14 protein-coding genes are annotated in these 15,989 nt (G+C 73.3%); 10 read left to right on the plus strand and 4 right to left on the minus strand.

The genetic code is table 11. The features are described 5' to 3' along the window. Both otnK and ltnD read right to left on the minus strand, forming a co-directional pair. Positions 1 to 1,251 carry a 3-oxo-tetronate kinase gene (gene otnK / locus EAH89_RS21345; protein ID WP_140885739.1) on the minus strand — a complete coding sequence of 417 codons (1,251 nt, stop codon included), beginning with the start codon at positions 1,249 to 1,251 and terminating at the stop codon, positions 1 to 3. Between the two features lie 2 nt (positions 1,252 to 1,253). Beyond that, positions 1,254 to 2,162, minus strand: coding sequence for an L-threonate dehydrogenase (gene ltnD, locus EAH89_RS21350; protein WP_140885740.1), 909 nt, complete (start codon positions 2,160 to 2,162; stop codon positions 1,254 to 1,256). A gap of 254 nt (positions 2,163 to 2,416) precedes the next feature. Here ltnD and EAH89_RS21355 point away from each other — a divergent pair, with 254 nt between their 5' ends. From EAH89_RS21355 to EAH89_RS21370, 4 genes are read left to right on the plus strand one after another with little or no spacing between them, the layout of a single operon-like run. Next, entirely contained in the window at positions 2,417 to 3,481 is a 1,065-nt protein-coding gene (locus EAH89_RS21355) for an ABC transporter ATP-binding protein (protein ID WP_140885741.1), read from the plus strand. A 44-nt stretch (positions 3,482 to 3,525) separates the two neighbouring features. Further along, on the plus strand, positions 3,526 to 4,854 hold the full coding sequence (locus tag EAH89_RS21360; protein ID WP_140885742.1) for an ABC transporter substrate-binding protein: 1,329 nt from the start codon (positions 3,526 to 3,528) through the stop codon (positions 4,852 to 4,854). A gap of 57 nt (positions 4,855 to 4,911) precedes the next feature. Continuing rightward, positions 4,912 to 5,874: a carbohydrate ABC transporter permease gene (locus EAH89_RS21365; protein WP_140885743.1), complete on the plus strand. Its 963-nt coding sequence runs from the start codon at positions 4,912 to 4,914 to the stop codon at positions 5,872 to 5,874. Continuing rightward, on the plus strand, positions 5,867 to 6,739 hold the full coding sequence (locus EAH89_RS21370; RefSeq protein ID WP_140885744.1) for a carbohydrate ABC transporter permease: 873 nt from the start codon (positions 5,867 to 5,869) through the stop codon (positions 6,737 to 6,739). The genes EAH89_RS21365 and EAH89_RS21370 overlap by 8 nt, the downstream gene beginning before the upstream one ends. 7 nt (positions 6,740 to 6,746) lie before the next feature. On the opposite strand, the gene EAH89_RS21375 is transcribed toward EAH89_RS21370, so the two are convergent. Then, positions 6,747 to 7,220: a septal ring lytic transglycosylase RlpA family protein gene (locus tag EAH89_RS21375; RefSeq protein WP_241667135.1), complete on the minus strand. Its 474-nt coding sequence runs from the start codon at positions 7,218 to 7,220 to the stop codon at positions 6,747 to 6,749. A gap of 220 nt (positions 7,221 to 7,440) precedes the next feature. Here EAH89_RS21375 and EAH89_RS21380 point away from each other — a divergent pair, with 220 nt between their 5' ends. Continuing rightward, entirely contained in the window at positions 7,441 to 8,430 is a 990-nt protein-coding gene (locus EAH89_RS21380; RefSeq protein WP_140885745.1) for a substrate-binding domain-containing protein, read from the plus strand. Between the two features lie 6 nt (positions 8,431 to 8,436). Here EAH89_RS21380 and EAH89_RS21385 read toward each other — a convergent pair whose 3' ends face one another. After that, positions 8,437 to 9,435 (minus strand): Bug family tripartite tricarboxylate transporter substrate binding protein, encoded by a 999-nt coding sequence (locus EAH89_RS21385; protein ID WP_140885746.1) that lies wholly within the window; start codon positions 9,433 to 9,435, stop codon positions 8,437 to 8,439. 139 nt (positions 9,436 to 9,574) lie between these two features. On the opposite strand from EAH89_RS21385, the gene EAH89_RS21390 reads away from it, so the two are divergent. The 5 genes from EAH89_RS21390 (at position 9,575) to pdxA (ending at position 15,843) form a co-directional block, all read left to right on the plus strand. Further along, positions 9,575 to 11,386, plus strand: coding sequence for a thiamine pyrophosphate-dependent enzyme (locus EAH89_RS21390; protein ID WP_241667136.1), 1,812 nt, complete (start codon positions 9,575 to 9,577; stop codon positions 11,384 to 11,386). A gap of 39 nt (positions 11,387 to 11,425) precedes the next feature. After that, positions 11,426 to 12,457, plus strand: a complete 1,032-nt coding sequence (locus EAH89_RS21395) for a Bug family tripartite tricarboxylate transporter substrate binding protein (RefSeq protein WP_140885747.1) — start codon at positions 11,426 to 11,428, stop codon at positions 12,455 to 12,457. A 112-nt stretch (positions 12,458 to 12,569) separates the two neighbouring features. Then, complete coding sequence (locus EAH89_RS21400) at positions 12,570 to 13,556, plus strand: 2-keto-3-deoxygluconate permease (RefSeq protein WP_140885748.1); 987 nt, start codon at positions 12,570 to 12,572, stop codon at positions 13,554 to 13,556. Then, positions 13,553 to 14,830 carry a four-carbon acid sugar kinase family protein gene (locus tag EAH89_RS21405; RefSeq protein WP_140885749.1) on the plus strand — a complete coding sequence of 426 codons (1,278 nt, stop codon included), beginning with the start codon at positions 13,553 to 13,555 and terminating at the stop codon, positions 14,828 to 14,830. Before EAH89_RS21400 ends, EAH89_RS21405 begins: the two co-directional genes overlap by 4 nt. Beyond that, positions 14,827 to 15,843 (plus strand): 4-hydroxythreonine-4-phosphate dehydrogenase PdxA, encoded by a 1,017-nt coding sequence (pdxA, locus tag EAH89_RS21410; RefSeq protein WP_140885750.1) that lies wholly within the window; start codon positions 14,827 to 14,829, stop codon positions 15,841 to 15,843. Before EAH89_RS21405 ends, pdxA begins: the two co-directional genes overlap by 4 nt. Positions 15,844 to 15,989: the final 146 nt, after the last annotated feature.

Here is a 15,989-nt window from a genome sequence, read left to right on the forward strand (position 1 = left end):
TCAGCCGGCCGTTTCCTGCGCCTCGAAGAAGAAGCGCTCCCTTCCGAAGTTCCCCGACTTCAGTGCGAGCGAGACCGGCCGGTCGATCGCCCGCACCCAGGGCACGCCGGGCGCGATCTGCGGCCCGATGTGGAAGCCCGCGATCCCCAGCGACTGCGTCACCACGCCCGAGGTCTCCCCGCCCGCCACGATGAAGCGCGCGACGCCCCCCGCCTCCAGCCGCCGCGCCACCTCGCCGAAGACCCGCTCCACCGCCTCGCTCGCTGGCCCTGCCCCGAAGCGGGCCTGCACCGCGCGCAGCCCCGCCGGCTCGGTCGTCGCGAAGACGAGCGGCGCCGCCCCATCCGCCGGCTGCGCCAGCACCCAGCCGGCGATCGCCGCGGCGTAGCCGGGGTCGGAGAGGCAGCGCTCCACCTCCACCGCCATCGCGGGCGCCGCGGCGCGGTAGGCCGCGACCTGCGCGTTCGTCATCTCCGAGCAGGAGCCGGAGAGCACCACCGCCCGCCCGGCGCCCGGGTGCCCCTGGGCCGAGGCCGCCGCCGCGTCCCCGCCGCCCCAGGCCCGCGCCATCCCGTCCGCCAGCCCCGAGCCGCCCGTCACCAGCCGCATCCCCGCCACCGCCCGGCCCATCGTGACGAGGTGCGCGTCGTTCAGCGCGTCGAGCACGGCGTAGCGGAAACCCTCCCCCCGCAGCCGGTCCAGCGCCGCGCGGACGGCGTCGGGCCCCCCGTCCATCACGACGCTGTTCACGTTGCCGGTCCGCCCGCGCGACTGCGCGTCCATCAGCCGCATGAGGTTGCTGTCGCGCATCGGCGTCACGGGATGATCGCGCATCCCGGACTCCGCGAGCGGCACCCCGTTCACGAAGAGGTAGCCGCTGTAGATCGTCCGCCCGTTCACCGGCAGCACGGGGCAGATGACCGTGAAGTCCTCGCCCAGCGCGTCCAGCAGCGCGTCCGTCACCGGCCCGATGTTGCCCTTCGCCGTGCTGTCGAAGGTCGAGCAGTACTTGAAGAAGAACTGCGGGCAGCCCCGCGCCCGCAGCCACTCGAGCGAGGCCAGGCTCTGCGCGACGGCCTCCTCCACCGGGCAGGAGCGCGACTTGAGGCTGATGACGACCGCCTCCGCCTCCAGGTCCAGCCCCGCGGGCGGCACGCCGTTGAGCTGCACCGTCCGCAGCCCGTTCGCGACGAGGAAGCCCGCGATGTCGGTCGCCCCTGTGAAGTCGTCCGCGATGACGCCGAGCCGCATGGTCACTTCCCGTCGTCCCCCGGAAGCCGGATCCCCGCGAAGGTCCGGATCACCGCCGCGTCCGCCTCCCGCCCGTGGCCCGCGTTGCTGGCGTTGGCGAACATCCCGTAGGCGGTGCTGGCCAGCGGCAGCGGGAAGTTCAGCGCCAGGGCCGTCTCCGTCACCAGCCGCAGGTCCTTCACGAAGATGTCGACGGCCGAGTGGGGCGTGTAGTCGCCCTCCACCACCTGCTTCATCCGGTTCTCGAACATCCAGCTGTTCCCCGCCGCGTGGGTCACCACCTCGTACATCGTGCCGAGCGGGATGCCCGCGCGCGCGGCGAGCGCCATCGCCTCCGCCCCCGCCGCGATGTGCACCCCGGCGAGCAGCTGGTGGACGATCTTCACCGTCGCCCCGAGCCCGATCTCCTCCCCGATCTCGTAGACCTTGCCCGCGACCGCATCGAGCAGGGGCCGCAGCCGGTCGAAGGCCGCGCGCGACCCCGCGGCCATCACCGTCATCTCCCCCGCCGCCGCCTTCGCCGCCCCGCCCGATACCGGGGCGTCGAGCACGAGCAGGCCCATCCCCTCCAGCCGCCCCGCGATCTCGCGCGCGTCCGCGGCCGAGATGGTGGCCGAGACCATCACCCCGGTCCCCGGCCGCAGCCGCGGCGCGAGGCCCTCCGGCCCGAACAGCGCGCCCCGGCACTGCTCCGCGTTCACCACCAGCAGCAGCACCCCGTCGAGCTCCCCGGCGAAGCCCGCCGCGTCCGCCCCGCTCGCCACTGCCCCCGCCCCCTGGAGGGATTCGCAGGCCGCGGGGTTCAGGTCGACGCCGTAGGTGGCCAGCCCCGCCGCGATGCAGGAGCGCGCGGCGCCCATGCCCATGGAGCCGAGTCCCACCACGCAGGCCTTGTACTGGTTGCCGCTCATCGGGACGCCCTCGCGGTGATCTTCTGTTTGTGAACGTAACGCTCGCCCGGGGCCGGCCGCCCCGGCGCCCGCCCCGGCAATACAGCCCGCCGCGCACGGCCGGACAAGCCACCCGGACAGGCCACCCGGGGCGGGGGGGGTCCCCTGTTGCATTGCCGCGCGCCCCCTGCGTAGGCTCGCGCCAACCAAGCTGGAGGACTGTCCGATGACGAGACGGCGGATGCGCGCCCGCGTGCCGGTTTAGCGGACCCCCGATGGCCTCGGTCGAGATACGCGCCGTCCGGAAGAGCTTCGGCGGCACCCCCATCCTCCACGGCGTCGACCTGGACATCGCGGACGGCGAGTTCTGCGTCCTCGTCGGCCCCTCGGGCTGCGGCAAGTCCACCCTGCTGCGGATGATCGCGGGGCTCGAGAACATCTCGGGCGGCGACATCGTCATCGGCGGCAAGGTCGTGAACGACGTGCCGCCGAAGGACCGGGACATCGCCATGGTGTTCCAGAACTACGCGCTCTACCCCCACATGACCGTGCGGGAGAACATGGCCTTCTCGCTTCGTCTGGCGAAGGCGCCGGCCGAGGTGATGGAGGCCGAGACCTCGCGCGCGAGCCGCATCCTCGGCCTCGACCCTCTGCTCGACCGCTACCCGCGCCAGCTCTCGGGCGGCCAACGCCAGCGCGTCGCCATGGGCCGCGCCATCGTCCGCCACCCGCAGGTCTTCCTCTTCGACGAGCCGCTCTCCAACCTCGACGCGAAGCTGCGCGTGCAGATGCGCGGCGAGATCAAGGACCTGCACCAGCGGCTCCGCACCACCACCGTCTACGTCACCCACGACCAGATCGAGGCCATGACCATGGCCGACAAGATCGTCGTCATGCAGGCCGGCAAGGTGGAGCAGATCGGCACGCCGCTCGAGCTCTACGACCGCCCGGCGAACCTCTTCGTCGCGGGCTTCATCGGCAGCCCCTCCATGAACTTCCTCCCCGGCCACGTGCAGGACGGCGGCTTCCGTCCCGACGGCCTGGACGGCGCGGCCGCCAGCCTCCCCCTTCCCACCCAGACGGGCGCGGGCGAGCCCGTCATCTACGGCATCCGCCCGGAGCACCTCCGCCTGGACGAGGCGGGCATCCCCGTGACCGTCCAGCTCGTCGAGCCCACGGGGTCCGAGACGATGGTGATGGCGCGCCTCGGCGAGACGCCCCTCGTCGGCGCCTTCCGCGAGCGCATCTCGGCCCGGGTCGGCGACACGCTCCGGATCATGCCCGACCCCGCGCTGGCCCACCTGTTCAGCAAGGGAACCGGCATGCGCCTGAGCGCCTGACCGCCCCCGCCACGAAGAAGAAGACACGAGGGAGACACGAGACGATGGACAGGATCACCCGCCGCGGCACGCTGGCGCTCGGCGCCGGCGCCATGGCCGCCACCACGATCGGCGCCGGCGGCGCCCGCGCCGCCATCCCCGTGGGCAACGCGACCCCGCCCCGCCAGCCCATCGAGAACGGCGCGACGCTCCGCGTGCTGCGCCCGACGAAGTTCGTGGACGCCGACGAGACCATCTTCCGCGAGAACACCGCCAAGTTCACCGCGCAGACCGGCGTTCAGGTGCGCGTGGACTTCGCGGGCTGGGAGGACCTCCGCCCGCAGACGGCCGTCGCCGCCAACACCGGCGCGGGCCCTGACGTCGTCGTCGGCTGGGCGGACGACCCGCACATCTACGCGGACAAGCTCCTCGACATGACGGAGATGGCCGCCTATCTCGGCCAGAAGTACGGCGGCTGGCTCGCGCTGCCCCAGCGCTTCGGCAAAAAGTGGGGCACGGAGCAGTGGATCTCGCTCCCCATGGGCGGCACCGGCGCCCCCTGCGTCTACCGCATCTCCTGGGCGAAGGAGGCGGGCTACGACAGCATCCCGACCGACCACGAGGGCTTCCTCAAGCTCTGCCAGGCCATGAAGAAGAACGGCCACCCCGCCGGCTTCGCCCTCGGCAACGCGGTCGGCGACGGCAACGCCTACTGCAACTGGCTGCTCTGGTCGCACGGCGGCATGGTGGTGGACGAGGCCGGCAAGGTCGCGATCAACAGCCCCCAGACCATCCAGGCGCTCCGCTACGCCAAGGAGCTCTACCAGACCTTCATCCCCGGCACCCTCTCATGGGGCGACGTGAACAACAACCGCGCCTACGCGGCGGGGGAGATCGGCGTCACGCAGAACGGCGTGTCGATGTACTTCTCGCTCAAGAACGACCCGCGCACGGCCGCCGTCGCCGAGGACACGGGCATGATGCGCATGCCCACCGGCCCCGCCGGCAAGATGGCCGAGAACGTGCTGCTGCTGAACGCCATGGTGTTCAAGCACACCCGCTACCCCAACGCCGCCAAGGAGTACCTCCGCTTCATGATGGAGCAGGAGCAGTACGACCCCTGGCTGACGGGCTGCGGCGGCTACTGGTCCCACCCGCTCGCGGCCTACGCCCAGAGCGCCGTCTGGACGAGCGACCCCAAGCTCGCCGTCTACCGCGACACGAACACGGTGGAGTTCTGGTCGGGCTACAAGGGCCCGATCGGCGTCGCCTCCGGCTCGGTCGCGGCCGACTACGTCGTCGTGCAGATGTTCGCCGCCGCCTCCTCCGGCCAGTCCACGCCCGAGGAAGCGGTCCGCGAGGCCGAGCGCCGCACGCGCCGCTACTACCGCTAGCCCAAGGGGCGCCGCGGATCACCCCGCGGCGCCGCCCGCCTCCGAAGGAAGGGCCCGATGTCCGAGACCACCACCGCCGCGGTGCCCTGGAACCCGAAGCGCAGCACGCCGGGCGCCCTCGCGCGCCTGCTCGACAACAAGGCCTTCCTCGTCTTCCTCTGCCTCCTGCCGGCGGTCGGGCTGCTGATGGTCTTCCTGACCTACCCGCTCGGCCTCGGCATCTGGCTCGCCTTCACCGACACCCATATCGGCCGCGGCGGCGTCTTCGTCGGCTTCGAGAACTTCGAATCCCTCTGGTACGACCAGGTCTTCTGGGGCGCCGTCTTCTACACGCTCTTCTACACGACCGTGGCGACGGTCCTGAAGTTCGGCCTCGGCCTCTGGCTGGCGCTGCTGCTGAACGAGAACGTGCCCTTCAAGTCGCTCATCCGCGCCATCATCCTGATGCCCTGGATCGTGCCCACTGTCCTCTCCGCCATCGCCTTCTGGTGGATGTTCGACGCCCAGTTCTCCATCATCTCCTACGTGCTGGTGGACGTGCTGGGCTGGCGGGACACCTACATCGACTTCCTCGGCACACCCTGGCACGCCCGCTGGTCGCTCGTCTTCGCCAATGTCTGGCGCGGCATCCCCTTCGTCGCGATCTCGCTGCTCGCGGGGCTGCAGACCATCTCGCCCTCCCTCTACGAGGCCGCGCTGCTCGACGGCGCCTCCTCCTGGCAGCGCTTCACGAAGATCACGGCGCCGCTGCTGATGCCCATCCTCTCGGTGGTGCTCACCTTCTCCGTGCTCTTCACCTTCACGGACTTCCAGCTCGTCTACGCCATCACGCGCGGCGGGCCGATCAACTCCACCCACCTCATGGCCACGCTGGCCTTCCAGCGCGGCATCCCCGGCGGGCAGCTCGGGGAGGGCGCGGCCATCGCCGTCTCCATGATCCCCTTCCTCGTTCTCGCGACGCTGTTCAGCTACTTCGCCCTCTCCCGGCGCAAGTGGCAGCAAGGAGGCAACGATGAGTAAGTCCACGGACGAGGGCGCGGTCCTCTCCTGGCAGTCGGGGCCGCGGCGGATGGTGACCGTCTACCTCCCGCTCGCCATCTTCATCTTCATCCTCCTCTTCCCCTTCTACTGGATGACGATCACCACCTTCAAACCCAACGCGGAGCTTTACGACTACAAGCAGTACAACCCGTTCTGGGTCGTCCACCCGACGCTCGCCAACATCAAGAAGCTCCTCTTCGAGACCTCCTACCCGCGCTGGCTCATGACGACGATGCTCGTCGCCATCTGCTCGACGGTGCTGTCCATCTTCGCCTCGGTCCTGGCGGCCTACGCCATCCAGCGGCTGCGCTTCCGGGGCGCCAACGCGGTCGGGCTCGCGATCTACATCGCCTACCTCGTGCCGCCCTCGATCCTCTTCATCCCGCTCGCCACCATGGTCTTCCAGCTTGGCCTCTTCGACAGCCCGCTGGCCCTCATCCTCACCTACCCGACCTTCCTCATCCCCTTCTGCACCTGGCTGCTCATCGGCTACTTCAAGTCGATCCCCTACGAACTCGAGGAGTGCGCCCTGATCGACGGCGCGACCCGCCTGCAGATCCTGCGCCGCATCACGCTGCCGCTGGCGGTGCCGGGCCTGATCAGCGCGGGCATCTTCTCCTTCACCCTTTCCTGGAACGAGTTCATCTACGCCCTCGCCTTCATCTCCTCCTCGGAGAAGAAGACGGTGCCCGTCGCCATCCTGACGGAGCTCGTCCAGGGCGACGTCTACCAGTGGGGATCGCTGATGGCGGGATCGCTCCTCGGCTCTCTGCCGGTCGCGATCTTCTACTCCTTCTTCGTCGACTACTACGTCTCGTCGCTCACCGGCGCGGTGAAGGAGTAGCGCCGCCTCAGCGCGACGCGCCGGCGCCCGGACGGGTGCTGCCGTCGCGCTGGGGCACCTCGACCGGGGAGATCTCGACGGGCGCCACGCCCTCCTCGAGCATGCCGAGCTGCTGCGCCGTCCGCGGGCTGACGTCGAGGATGCGGCCCCGCGCGTAGGGGCCGCGGTCCTCCACCTCCACCATCGCCGTGCGCCCCGTCTCCAGGTTCTTCACCCGCGCCGTGGTGCCGAGCGGAAGGGTGCGGCTCGCGGCGGAGTTGGAGTTGACGGAGAAGCGCTCCCCGTTCGCCATGCGCCGGCCGTTCAACCGGCGGTGGTAGTGCGAGGCCTGCCCTCGCTGCACCCGGCCCGACGTGTCGTCGCTTGGCCGCGCGCGCTGCTCCTGCGCGTTGCGCTCAGCGGCCTGCACGGGCACCGGCGCCGTCGTCACGGCCGCCGCGAGAAGGGCCGAGAACGCCACCATCGCGCGAACCTTGTTCATGGGAAGCCTCCTGTCCTGAATCGGGTGCGGCGCCCCCGCGCTGCTCGCCGGGCGCCTTTTGCGCAGGCCCAGGAACGCCCGCGGCCGCCGATGGATGCCCCGGCCCCCGGTCCCTCCCCCTCCCTTGAAGCCGCCCCGCGCCGCCGCCGCGCGCCGATTGACCGCCCCCGCAAAGGGGACAACCCTTCCGCGCATCGCCCGCGATCCCCGGAAGGGTCACATGCCCAACATTCCCCTCACCATCGCCCTCTCCGAGTACGACCACGTCCGCGACGTGCTGGACGGCACCGTCCCCGTGCCCGGCGTCGACCTCACCGTGCTGCGCATGCCCGTGGAGGAGATCTTCTACCGCTTCACCTTCCACCGGGAGTGGGACGTGTCGGAGATGTCCTTCGCGAAGGTCGCCTCCCTCCTGTCGCAGGGCGACGAGACGATCGTCGCGATCCCCGTCTTCGTCTCGCGCATGTTCCGCCACTCCTCCTTCTACGTGCGCGCCGACAGCGGCCTCACCGATCCCGCGCAGCTCGCGGGCAAGCGCGTGGGCGTCCCCGAATGGGCGCAGACGGCCGCGATCTACTCGCGCGGCATCCTCGCGCACCACCACGGCGTCGACCTCGCGGGCATCCGCTGGTTCCAGGCGGGGGTGAACGATCCCGGGCGCGTGGAGAAGGTGAAGCTCGCCCTCCCCGGCGGCCTCAGCCTCACCCCGGTGCCGGACCGCTCCCTCTCCGAGATGCTCCTCGCCGGCGACCTCGACGCGGTCCTCTCCGCGCGCCCGCCCGGCCCCTTCCTCGCGGGCGACCCCGCCATCCGCCGCCTCTTCGCGGACTACCAGGCGGCCGAGGAGGACTTCCTTCGCGAGACCGGCATCTTCCCGATCATGCACGTCGTCGTCATGCGGCGCGACGTCTACGAGCGGAACCGCTGGCTCGCGCTCAACCTCCTGAAGGCGCTCGAGACCGCGAAGGACCGCTCCCTCGCGCGCTTGTCCGACATCACCCTCTCCTACTTCCCCCTCCCCTGGATGGCCGAGCGCGCGCGCGCGGCGCGGGCGATGATCGGGGGCGACGGCTGGCCCTACGGCGTGGACGCCAACCGCGCGACGCTCGACGCCTTCACCACCTGGGCGCATGAGCAGGGCGTCTGCCACCGCAAGCTCGACCCCGCGGAGATCTTCGCGCCCGAGACGCGCAGCCGCTTCAAGGTCTGACCGCCGCTACTCCGGCCGGATGCCGATCGCGCGCACCAGCGCGCCGTACTTCGCCGTGTCGTGCCGGATCAGCGCCGCGAAGCCCTCGGGCGTCGTCACCATCGGCTCCAGCCCGCCCGCCAATTCCAGCCGCGCGCGCACGGCGGGCTCGGCGAGCGAGGCGTTGATCGCGTCGCGCAGGGTCGCCACCACCGGCGCCGGCGTGCCGGCGGGCGCGAAGACGCCGAGCCAGATCACCACCTCGTAGCCCGGGAACATCTCCCCGATCGCCGGTAGGTCCGGGAAGGCCGGCGAGCGCCGCGGCCCCGTCACCGCGATCGCCCGCAGCCGCCCCTGCTGGATGAGCGGCGCCGAGGAGGTGCCCGAGAAGACCGCCGCCGTGTCCCCCGCCACCGTCGCCGTCACCGCCGGCGTGCCGCCCCGGAACGGCACGTGCAGCATGCGCAGGCCCGCCCGCTGCGCCAGCATCTCCATCGCGAGCTGGTGCTGGCTGCCCGAGCCGCCGGAGGCGTAGGCGAGCGGCGGGTCGCTCCGCCGGGCGAGCGCGATGAACTCCTCCAGCGTGCGCGCGGCCAGCGACGGGTTGACCGAGAGCACGAAGGCATTGGACGCGACGCTCGCCACCGGCACGAGGTCCGTCGCGACGTTGAAGGGCGCCCGCTCGTAGAGCGCCGGGTTCACGGTGATCACCGTGTCCTGCGCGAAGAGCAGCGTGTAGCCGTCGGGCCGTGACCGCACCGCCGCCTCCGTCGCGATCTGCCCGTTCGACCCCGCGCGGTTCTCGATCACCACGGGCTGCCCGAGCCGCTCGCCGAGGCGCTGCGCGACGATCCGCGCGGCCACGTCCGGCGCGCCGCCGGGCGGGATGGTGACGAGCAGCCGGATCGGCCGGTCCGGATAGGGCGCCTCCGCCCGCGCCGCGCCGGGAACCATCGTGGCGAACCCAAGAGCGGCCGGGGCCAGCCCGAGGGCGGCCGGGGCCGCCAGGAAGCCGCGTCGTCTCATGGTCCTGCCGCCCTCCCGCGCGTTTCTCTTGCGCGCCACGCTACGCCCCGCGGCCACCCGCTGCGAAGGGGCCGAGCGCCCCCTGTTCAGCCCCTCGCCTCCCGCCATAGGCTGCGGCCAGCAGAGGGGGAGAGGGCACATGCCGCGCGACGAGCCGGAGGCCGTGAGGGGCGCCGCGCGGGCTGAGGCGATGGACCGCCCCGTCCCCGCCGCCCCCGCCGATAACCGCGCCTGGGGCAGCGACGCCATCGCCGACGTGCTGCGCGCGCTCGAGATCCCCTTCGTCGCGCTCAACCCTGGCGCCAGCTACCGCGGCCTGCACGACAGCCTCGTCAACCGCCTCGGCAACACCGCGCCGCAGATGCTCGTCTGCCTGCACGAGGAGCACGCGGTCGCCCTCGCGCACGGCTACTACAAGGCGTCCGGCCGACCCATCGCGGCCGCGCTGCACAGCAACGTCGGCCTCATGCACGGCACCATGGCCATCTACAACGCCTGGTGCGACCGCGTGCCCGTCCTCGTCCTCGGCGCCACCGGCCCGGTGGACGCCGCGCGCCGCCGCCCCTGGATCGACTGGATCCACACCGCCCAGGACCAGGGCGCGCTGATCCGCCACTACACGAAGTGGGACGCCCAGCCTGCCTCCGTCCCCGCCGCGCGGGAGGCGCTGCTGCGCGCCGCCCAGATCATGGCGAGCGCGCCCTGCGGCCCCGTCTACGTCAACCTCGACGCCGCGCTGCAGGAGCAGCCGCTCGACCACCTGCCCGCCCCGCCGGACGTCGCCCGCTACGCCGCCCCGCCCGCCGCGGCGCCGGCGCCCGACCTCCTCGCCCGCGCGGCGGACCTCCTCCTTCGCGCCGCCAGCCCCCTCATCCTCATGGGTCGCACCGGCCGCTCCCCCGCGGCGTGGGAGGCGCGGGTCCGGCTCGCCGAGCGCCTGGGCGCGCGGGTCGCGACCGACCTCAAGCTTCCCGCCACCTTCCCGACCGGCCACCCCCTGCATGTCGGCCCGCCCGGCACCTTCGCGGCGCCGAGCCTGCAGGCCGCCATGCGGGAGGCCGACGTGATCCTCGCCCTCGACTGGGTGGACCTCGGCGGCACCCTCCGCGCCGCCGGCGCCGAGGAAGCGGGCCCCCGCATCATCCAGGTCTCGCCCGACGCGCGCCTGCACAACGGCTGGAGCTTCGACCACGGCGGCCTGCCCCCGGCCGACCTCTACTTCGACAACGAGCCCGACCCCGTCGTCGCCGCCCTCCTCGCGGCCCTGCCGGCCAGGGCAACGCCGCCCCCCTTCGTCGTGGCCGAGGCCCCGGCGGCGCCCGCCGCCCCCGGCCCCCTCGCCATCCCCGGCCTCGCCGCCGCGCTGCGCCGCGCCACCGCGGGGCGGGAGGTCACCCTCATCCGCCTCCCCCTCGGCTGGGACGGCGCGCTCTGGCATTTCGCCCACCCCCTCGACTACCTCGGCCAGGACGGCGGCGGCGGCATCGGCAGCGGCCCGGGCATGGCTGTCGGCGCGGCGCTGGCGCTCCGCGGCACCGGCCGCCTGCCCGTCGCGGTGCTCGGCGACGGCGACACGATGATGGGCCTCTCCGCCCTCTGGACCGCCGCCCACTACCGCGTGCCGCTGCTCGTCGTCGTCTCCAACAACCGCTCCTTCTTCAACGACGAGGTCCATCAGGAGCGCGTGGCAAAGGAGCGCGGGCGCCCCGTCGAGAACAAGTGGGTGGGCCAGGCCATCTCGGACCCCGACCCCGACTTCGCGAAGCTCGCCGAGGGCCTCGGCCTGCTCGGCATCGGCCCGGTCGGGACCGAGGCGGCGCTGAACGAGGCCCTCGCCCGCGCCGTCGCCCATGTGGAGGCCGGCGGCGCGGCCCTCATCGACGCCCGCGTGGCCCCCGGCTACGCCCCCGCCATGGCCTCCGCCCTCACGCGGGAACCGCGGCGCGACTGACCACCGGCCAGGACAGGCAGCGAGGGAGGAACGAGGCGAATGCCCGACCAGCACGACCGGCGCCCCGAGGCCGCGCCGCCCCCGGCACGACCCGGCCCCCTCACCCGCCGCGCCGCGGCGCTGCTGCTGGCCGCGCCCGCCCTCCTGCCCCGCCGCGCCCGCGCGCAGGCGCCCTGGCCCTCCGACAAGCCGGTGCGCCTCGTGGTCACCCTCGCCCCCGGCGGCACCGCGGACTTCCTCGCGCGCGGCCTCGCCCAGCGCCTGCAGGAGGTCACGGGCAACAGCTTCGTCGTCGAGAACCGCACCGGCGGCAGCGGCGCCGTCGGCTGGCAGGCCGCCGCCCGCGCGGCCCCCGACGCCACCACCCTGCTCGTGATGGACAACTCCCTCCCCATCGCCGCCGCCGCCGGGCGCGACATCGGCTTCAGCCTGGCGCGCGACCTCGAGGCCGTCTGGCCCCTCGCGCAATACGCCCCGATCGTTGTCGTGAACCCCGGCCTGCCCGTGAACGACCTCAAGGGCTTCGTCGACTTCGCCAAGGCCCGCCCGGGCGCCCTCTTCTACGGCAGCAACGGCATCGGCAGCGTCACCCACCTCCAGACCGAGCTTCTCCAGGCCGCGACGGGGATGCGGCTGAACCACGTCAGCTACCGCGGCATGGCCCAGGCCGCGACGGACCTCGTCGCCGGGCAGGTGCAGGTCATGCTGCCGGTCTTCCCGACCGTCGCCGGGCAGATCCGCGGCGGCGCCCTCAAGCCGATCGCCGTCAGCACCCCCGGCCCCCGCATCCCCGCCCTGCCCGACGTGCCCAGCGCGCGGGAGCAGGGGATCGACTTCGCCGAGGGCACCTGGTTCGGCCTCATGGCCCCGCGCGGCACCCCGCGGGACGCGCTGGCCGCCATGCAGGCCGCCCTCGCCGCGGCCGCCGCCGGCGAGGCCTACCGCCGGCGCCTGGAGGAGAGCGGCGCTGCGGTCCCGGACGGGCGCGCCGCCCCCTTCGGCGACACCGTCGCCCGCGAGGTGGCGCTCTGGACCCGCGTCCTGCGCGAGCGGAACATCGCCATCGAGTAGCCGCGCCCACCCCCGGGCGAAAACCGGGCTTCCGTTCCAACCGGTGGAAGCACCCCCGCCCGCCGCGCGTTGTCCCCGGAGGCGCCGGCCCGCGCGCCACGGGAGGACACCCATGCAGATCCCCATCAAGCGCGCCATCGAGCGCGTGCCCGGCGGCATGATGGTCGTGCCCCTCGCCCTCGGCGCGCTCATCGCCACCTTCTTCCCGGACACGCCGAAGTTCTTCGGCTCCTTCACCGGCGCGCTCTTCTCCGGCGCCCTCACCATCCTCGCGGTCTTCTACGTCTGCATGGGCGCGAGCATCGACTTCAAGGCGACGCCCTACATCCTCAAGAAGGGCGGCACCCTCTTCGGGGTGAAGATCGGCATCGCGATCGTGCTCGGCGTCGTCTTCGGCCGCATCCTGGGCGAGGCGCCGGTCGAGGCCGGCCTCTTCGCGGGCCTCTCCACCCTCGCGATCGTCGCCGCCATGAACGACACCAACGGCGGCCTCTACATGGCGCTGATGGGCCAGTACGGCGAACCGCGGGACGTCGGCGCCTACACGGTGATGACGCTCGAATCCGGCCCCTTCCTCACCATGGTCACGCTCGGCGTCGCGGGGCTCTCGGCCTTTCCCTGGCCCACCCTCGTCGGCTCCATCCTGCCGCTCGTCGTCGGCATGATCCTCGGCAACCTCGACCGCGACATGCGCGACTTCCTCAGCCGCGCCATCCCCGTGATGATCCCCTTCTTCGCCTTCGCCCTCGGCAGCGGGCTGGACCTCGCCAAGGTCTGGCAGGCCGGGCTGCTCGGCCTCGGGCTCGGCGTCGCCGTCGTGGTCGTGACCGGCATCCCCCTCTTCCTCGCGGACCGCGCCACCGGGGGATCGGGCGTCGCCGGGGTCGCCGCCGCCTCCACCGCGGGCAACGCGGCGGCGGTGCCGGCCATCGTCGCCGCGGCCAACCCCGTCTACGCCCCGGCCGCCGCCCACGCGACGATCCTCGTCGCGGCCGCGGTCATCGTCACCACCGTCCTCGTCCCCCTGCTCACGGCCTGGACGGCCAGCCGCTTCGGCCCTAGGCCCGTCGCCTCGCCGCAGGGGGCCCCCGCCGAATGACGTCCCGCTGGCTCATCCTCGCCGACGACCTCACCGGCGCCGCCGACTGCGCCATCGCCTTCGCCCGCCGCGGCCTCACGGCCTCGGTCGGCTGGCAGGGCGTGGAGGCGGGCTGGGAGACCGACGTGCTCGCCATCGACGCGGACAGCCGGCGCCTCCCGCCGGGGGAGGCGGGGGCGCGCCACGCCGCCCTCCTCCGCGCCCGCCACCGGCCCGGCGCCGGCCTCATCAAGAAGATCGACTCGACCCTTCGCGGCCAGCCCGCGGCGGAGCTCGCCGCCACCCTCGCCGCGCTGCGCGAGGCCGGGCGCCCCTCGCTCGCCATCCTCGCCCCCGCCTTCCCCGCCACCGGCCGCACGACGGTTTCGGGCCGCGTCCACCTCGACGGCGCGCCGCTCGAGGGCACCCCCCTCTGGGCGCGGGACCACAGCTACCCCAGCGCCCATCTCGCCGAGGTGCTCGGCACCGCCGGGCTCTCCGCGCGCCACCTCCCGCTGGACCTCCTGCGCGCGGGCGACGCCGCCCTCGCCGCCGCCCTCCGCGACGCCCTGGCCGCGGGCTTCGACGCCGTCGTCGCCGACGCCGTCCTCCCCGGCGACCTCGACGCCCTCGCCCGCGCCAGCCTGCCGCTCGCGGAGCAAGCCCTCTGGGTCGGCTCCGGCGGCATCGCCGCCGCCCTCGCCGCCGCCCTCCCCGGAGGCGCCCCCGACTCCCTCCCCGCCCGGCCCGCCCCACGCGGCGGCGCGCTCGTCGTCGTCGGCAGCGTGGCGGAGGCCTCCCGCCTGGCCGCCCGACGGGCCGAGGAGGAGGGCGCCGCCGCCTTCGACGTCCCGCCCGCCCTCCTGCGCGCCGGCCCCGCCGACCCCCGCTGGGCGCCGCTCTCCGAAGGCATCGCCGTGACGCTCGCCGCCGGCCGGGACGCGCTGGTGCGGATCGCGGCCGAGCCCGACGCCGACCTCGCGGGCGGCGCCGCCCTGGCCGAGGCGCTCGCGAGCCTCCTCGCCCCCGCCGCGCGGCAAATGGGCGCCCTCTTCGCGACGGGGGGCGAGACCGCCTGCGCCCTCCTCGGCCATCTCGGCGTTACCGGCATCCGCCTGCTCGAGGAGATCGAGCCCGGCGTGCCGCTCGGCGTCACCCAGGGGGCCCTCGAGGTCCCCGTCATGACCAAGGCCGGCGCCTTCGGCGACGCCGGCACCATCCTGCGCAGCCTCGCCCGGCTGCGCGACCCCGGCCCCGCGCGGCCGCATGCCCTGCCCCAGGAGAGCGCGCCATGAACCAGGACAACCGCCCCGTCGTCGCCATCACCATGGGCGACGCCTCCGGCATCGGGCCGGAGATCATCACCAAGGCCCTCGCGCGCGCCGACGTGCAGGCGATGTGCCGCCCCCTCGTCATCGGCGACGCGGCGCGGCTGCGCGAGGCCGACGCCATCACCCGCACGGGCCTCGCGGTGCACGCGGTCGCCACCCCCGCCGAGGCCCGCTACGCCCCCGGCACGGTCGAGTGCATCGACCTCGGCCTCATCCCCGCCGGCCATCCCTTCGGCCAGCTCTCCGCCACCTCCGGCGAGGCCGCCTACCGCTACATCGAGCGGGCGACCCGCCTCGTGGAGGCCGGCGAGGCCGACGCCATCTGCACCGCCCCTCTCTCGAAGGAGGCGCTGCACATGGCCGGCCACAAGTACCCCGGCCACACCGAGCTGCTCGCCCACCTCACCGGCACGCCCGAGGTCTCGATGATGCTGGTCGCGCCGAAGCTGCGCGTCATCCACGTCACCACCCATGTCGGCCTCATCGACGCCATCCGGCGGATCGAGCCCGGCCTGGTGGAGCGCGTCATCGCCCGCGGCCACGCGACGCTGGTGAAGTCCGGCATGGCCGACCCGCGGATCGGCGTCTGCGCCATCAACCCCCACGCCGGCGAGAACGGCCTCTTCGGCCAGGGCGAGGAGGAGGAGAAGATCATCCCCGCCATCAAGGCCTGCCAGGCGAAGGGCTGGCGCGTGGAGGGCCCGCTCCCGGCCGACACCCTCTTCTTCCGGGCGGCCCGCGGCGACTTCGACCTTGTGGTGGCCATGTACCACGACCAGGGCCACGGCCCCGTGAAGGTGATGGGGCTGGAGGCCGGCGTGAACATCACCGTCGGCCTGCCGGTGATCCGCACCTCCGTCGACCACGGCACCGCCTTCGACATCGCGGGCAAGGGCATCGCCGACGAGGGCTCGCTGGTGGAGGCGCTCAAGCAGGCGGTGGACCTCGCCCCGCGGCGGGAGCGGGCGGCGGCCTGACCGGCCGCCACGCGCCGGCCGGGCGTCGGCCAGATGAAAATAATCTAATGATCAGAAATCACGCTTGCGTGATGCCCGCAAAGGTTGCATAGTCCCTCTCACAGCAGCCTGGTTTGCCAAGTTGCTGCTTTCTTGGACGTTTCCTC

The sequence above is a fragment of the Muricoccus nepalensis genome (genome assembly GCF_006438825.1).
GTDB classification, from domain to species: domain Bacteria; phylum Pseudomonadota; class Alphaproteobacteria; order Acetobacterales; family Acetobacteraceae; genus Roseomonas; species Roseomonas nepalensis.

Excerpts from the sequence above, each read along its gene's own strand:
- EAH89_RS21390 (WP_241667136.1), top strand. The coding sequence starts at position 9,575 with ATGCCGCGCGACGAGCCGGAGGCCGTGAGGGGCGCCGCGCGGGCTGAG.
- EAH89_RS21360 (WP_140885742.1), top strand. The coding sequence starts at position 3,526 with ATGGACAGGATCACCCGCCGCGGCACGCTGGCGCTCGGCGCCGGCGCC.
- EAH89_RS21375 (WP_241667135.1), bottom strand. The coding sequence starts at position 7,220 with ATGAACAAGGTTCGCGCGATGGTGGCGTTCTCGGCCCTTCTCGCGGCG.
- EAH89_RS21365 (WP_140885743.1), top strand. The coding sequence starts at position 4,912 with ATGTCCGAGACCACCACCGCCGCGGTGCCCTGGAACCCGAAGCGCAGC.
- EAH89_RS21400 (WP_140885748.1), top strand. The coding sequence starts at position 12,570 with ATGCAGATCCCCATCAAGCGCGCCATCGAGCGCGTGCCCGGCGGCATG.
- EAH89_RS21370 (WP_140885744.1), top strand. The coding sequence starts at position 5,867 with ATGAGTAAGTCCACGGACGAGGGCGCGGTCCTCTCCTGGCAGTCGGGG.
- pdxA (WP_140885750.1), top strand. The coding sequence starts at position 14,827 with ATGAACCAGGACAACCGCCCCGTCGTCGCCATCACCATGGGCGACGCC.
- EAH89_RS21385 (WP_140885746.1), bottom strand. The coding sequence starts at position 9,435 with ATGAGACGACGCGGCTTCCTGGCGGCCCCGGCCGCCCTCGGGCTGGCC.
- ltnD (WP_140885740.1), bottom strand. The coding sequence starts at position 2,162 with ATGAGCGGCAACCAGTACAAGGCCTGCGTGGTGGGACTCGGCTCCATG.
- EAH89_RS21395 (WP_140885747.1), top strand. The coding sequence starts at position 11,426 with ATGCCCGACCAGCACGACCGGCGCCCCGAGGCCGCGCCGCCCCCGGCA.
- EAH89_RS21405 (WP_140885749.1), top strand. The coding sequence starts at position 13,553 with ATGACGTCCCGCTGGCTCATCCTCGCCGACGACCTCACCGGCGCCGCC.
- EAH89_RS21355 (WP_140885741.1), top strand. The coding sequence starts at position 2,417 with ATGGCCTCGGTCGAGATACGCGCCGTCCGGAAGAGCTTCGGCGGCACC.
- otnK (WP_140885739.1), bottom strand. The coding sequence starts at position 1,251 with ATGCGGCTCGGCGTCATCGCGGACGACTTCACAGGGGCGACCGACATC.
- EAH89_RS21380 (WP_140885745.1), top strand. The coding sequence starts at position 7,441 with ATGCCCAACATTCCCCTCACCATCGCCCTCTCCGAGTACGACCACGTC.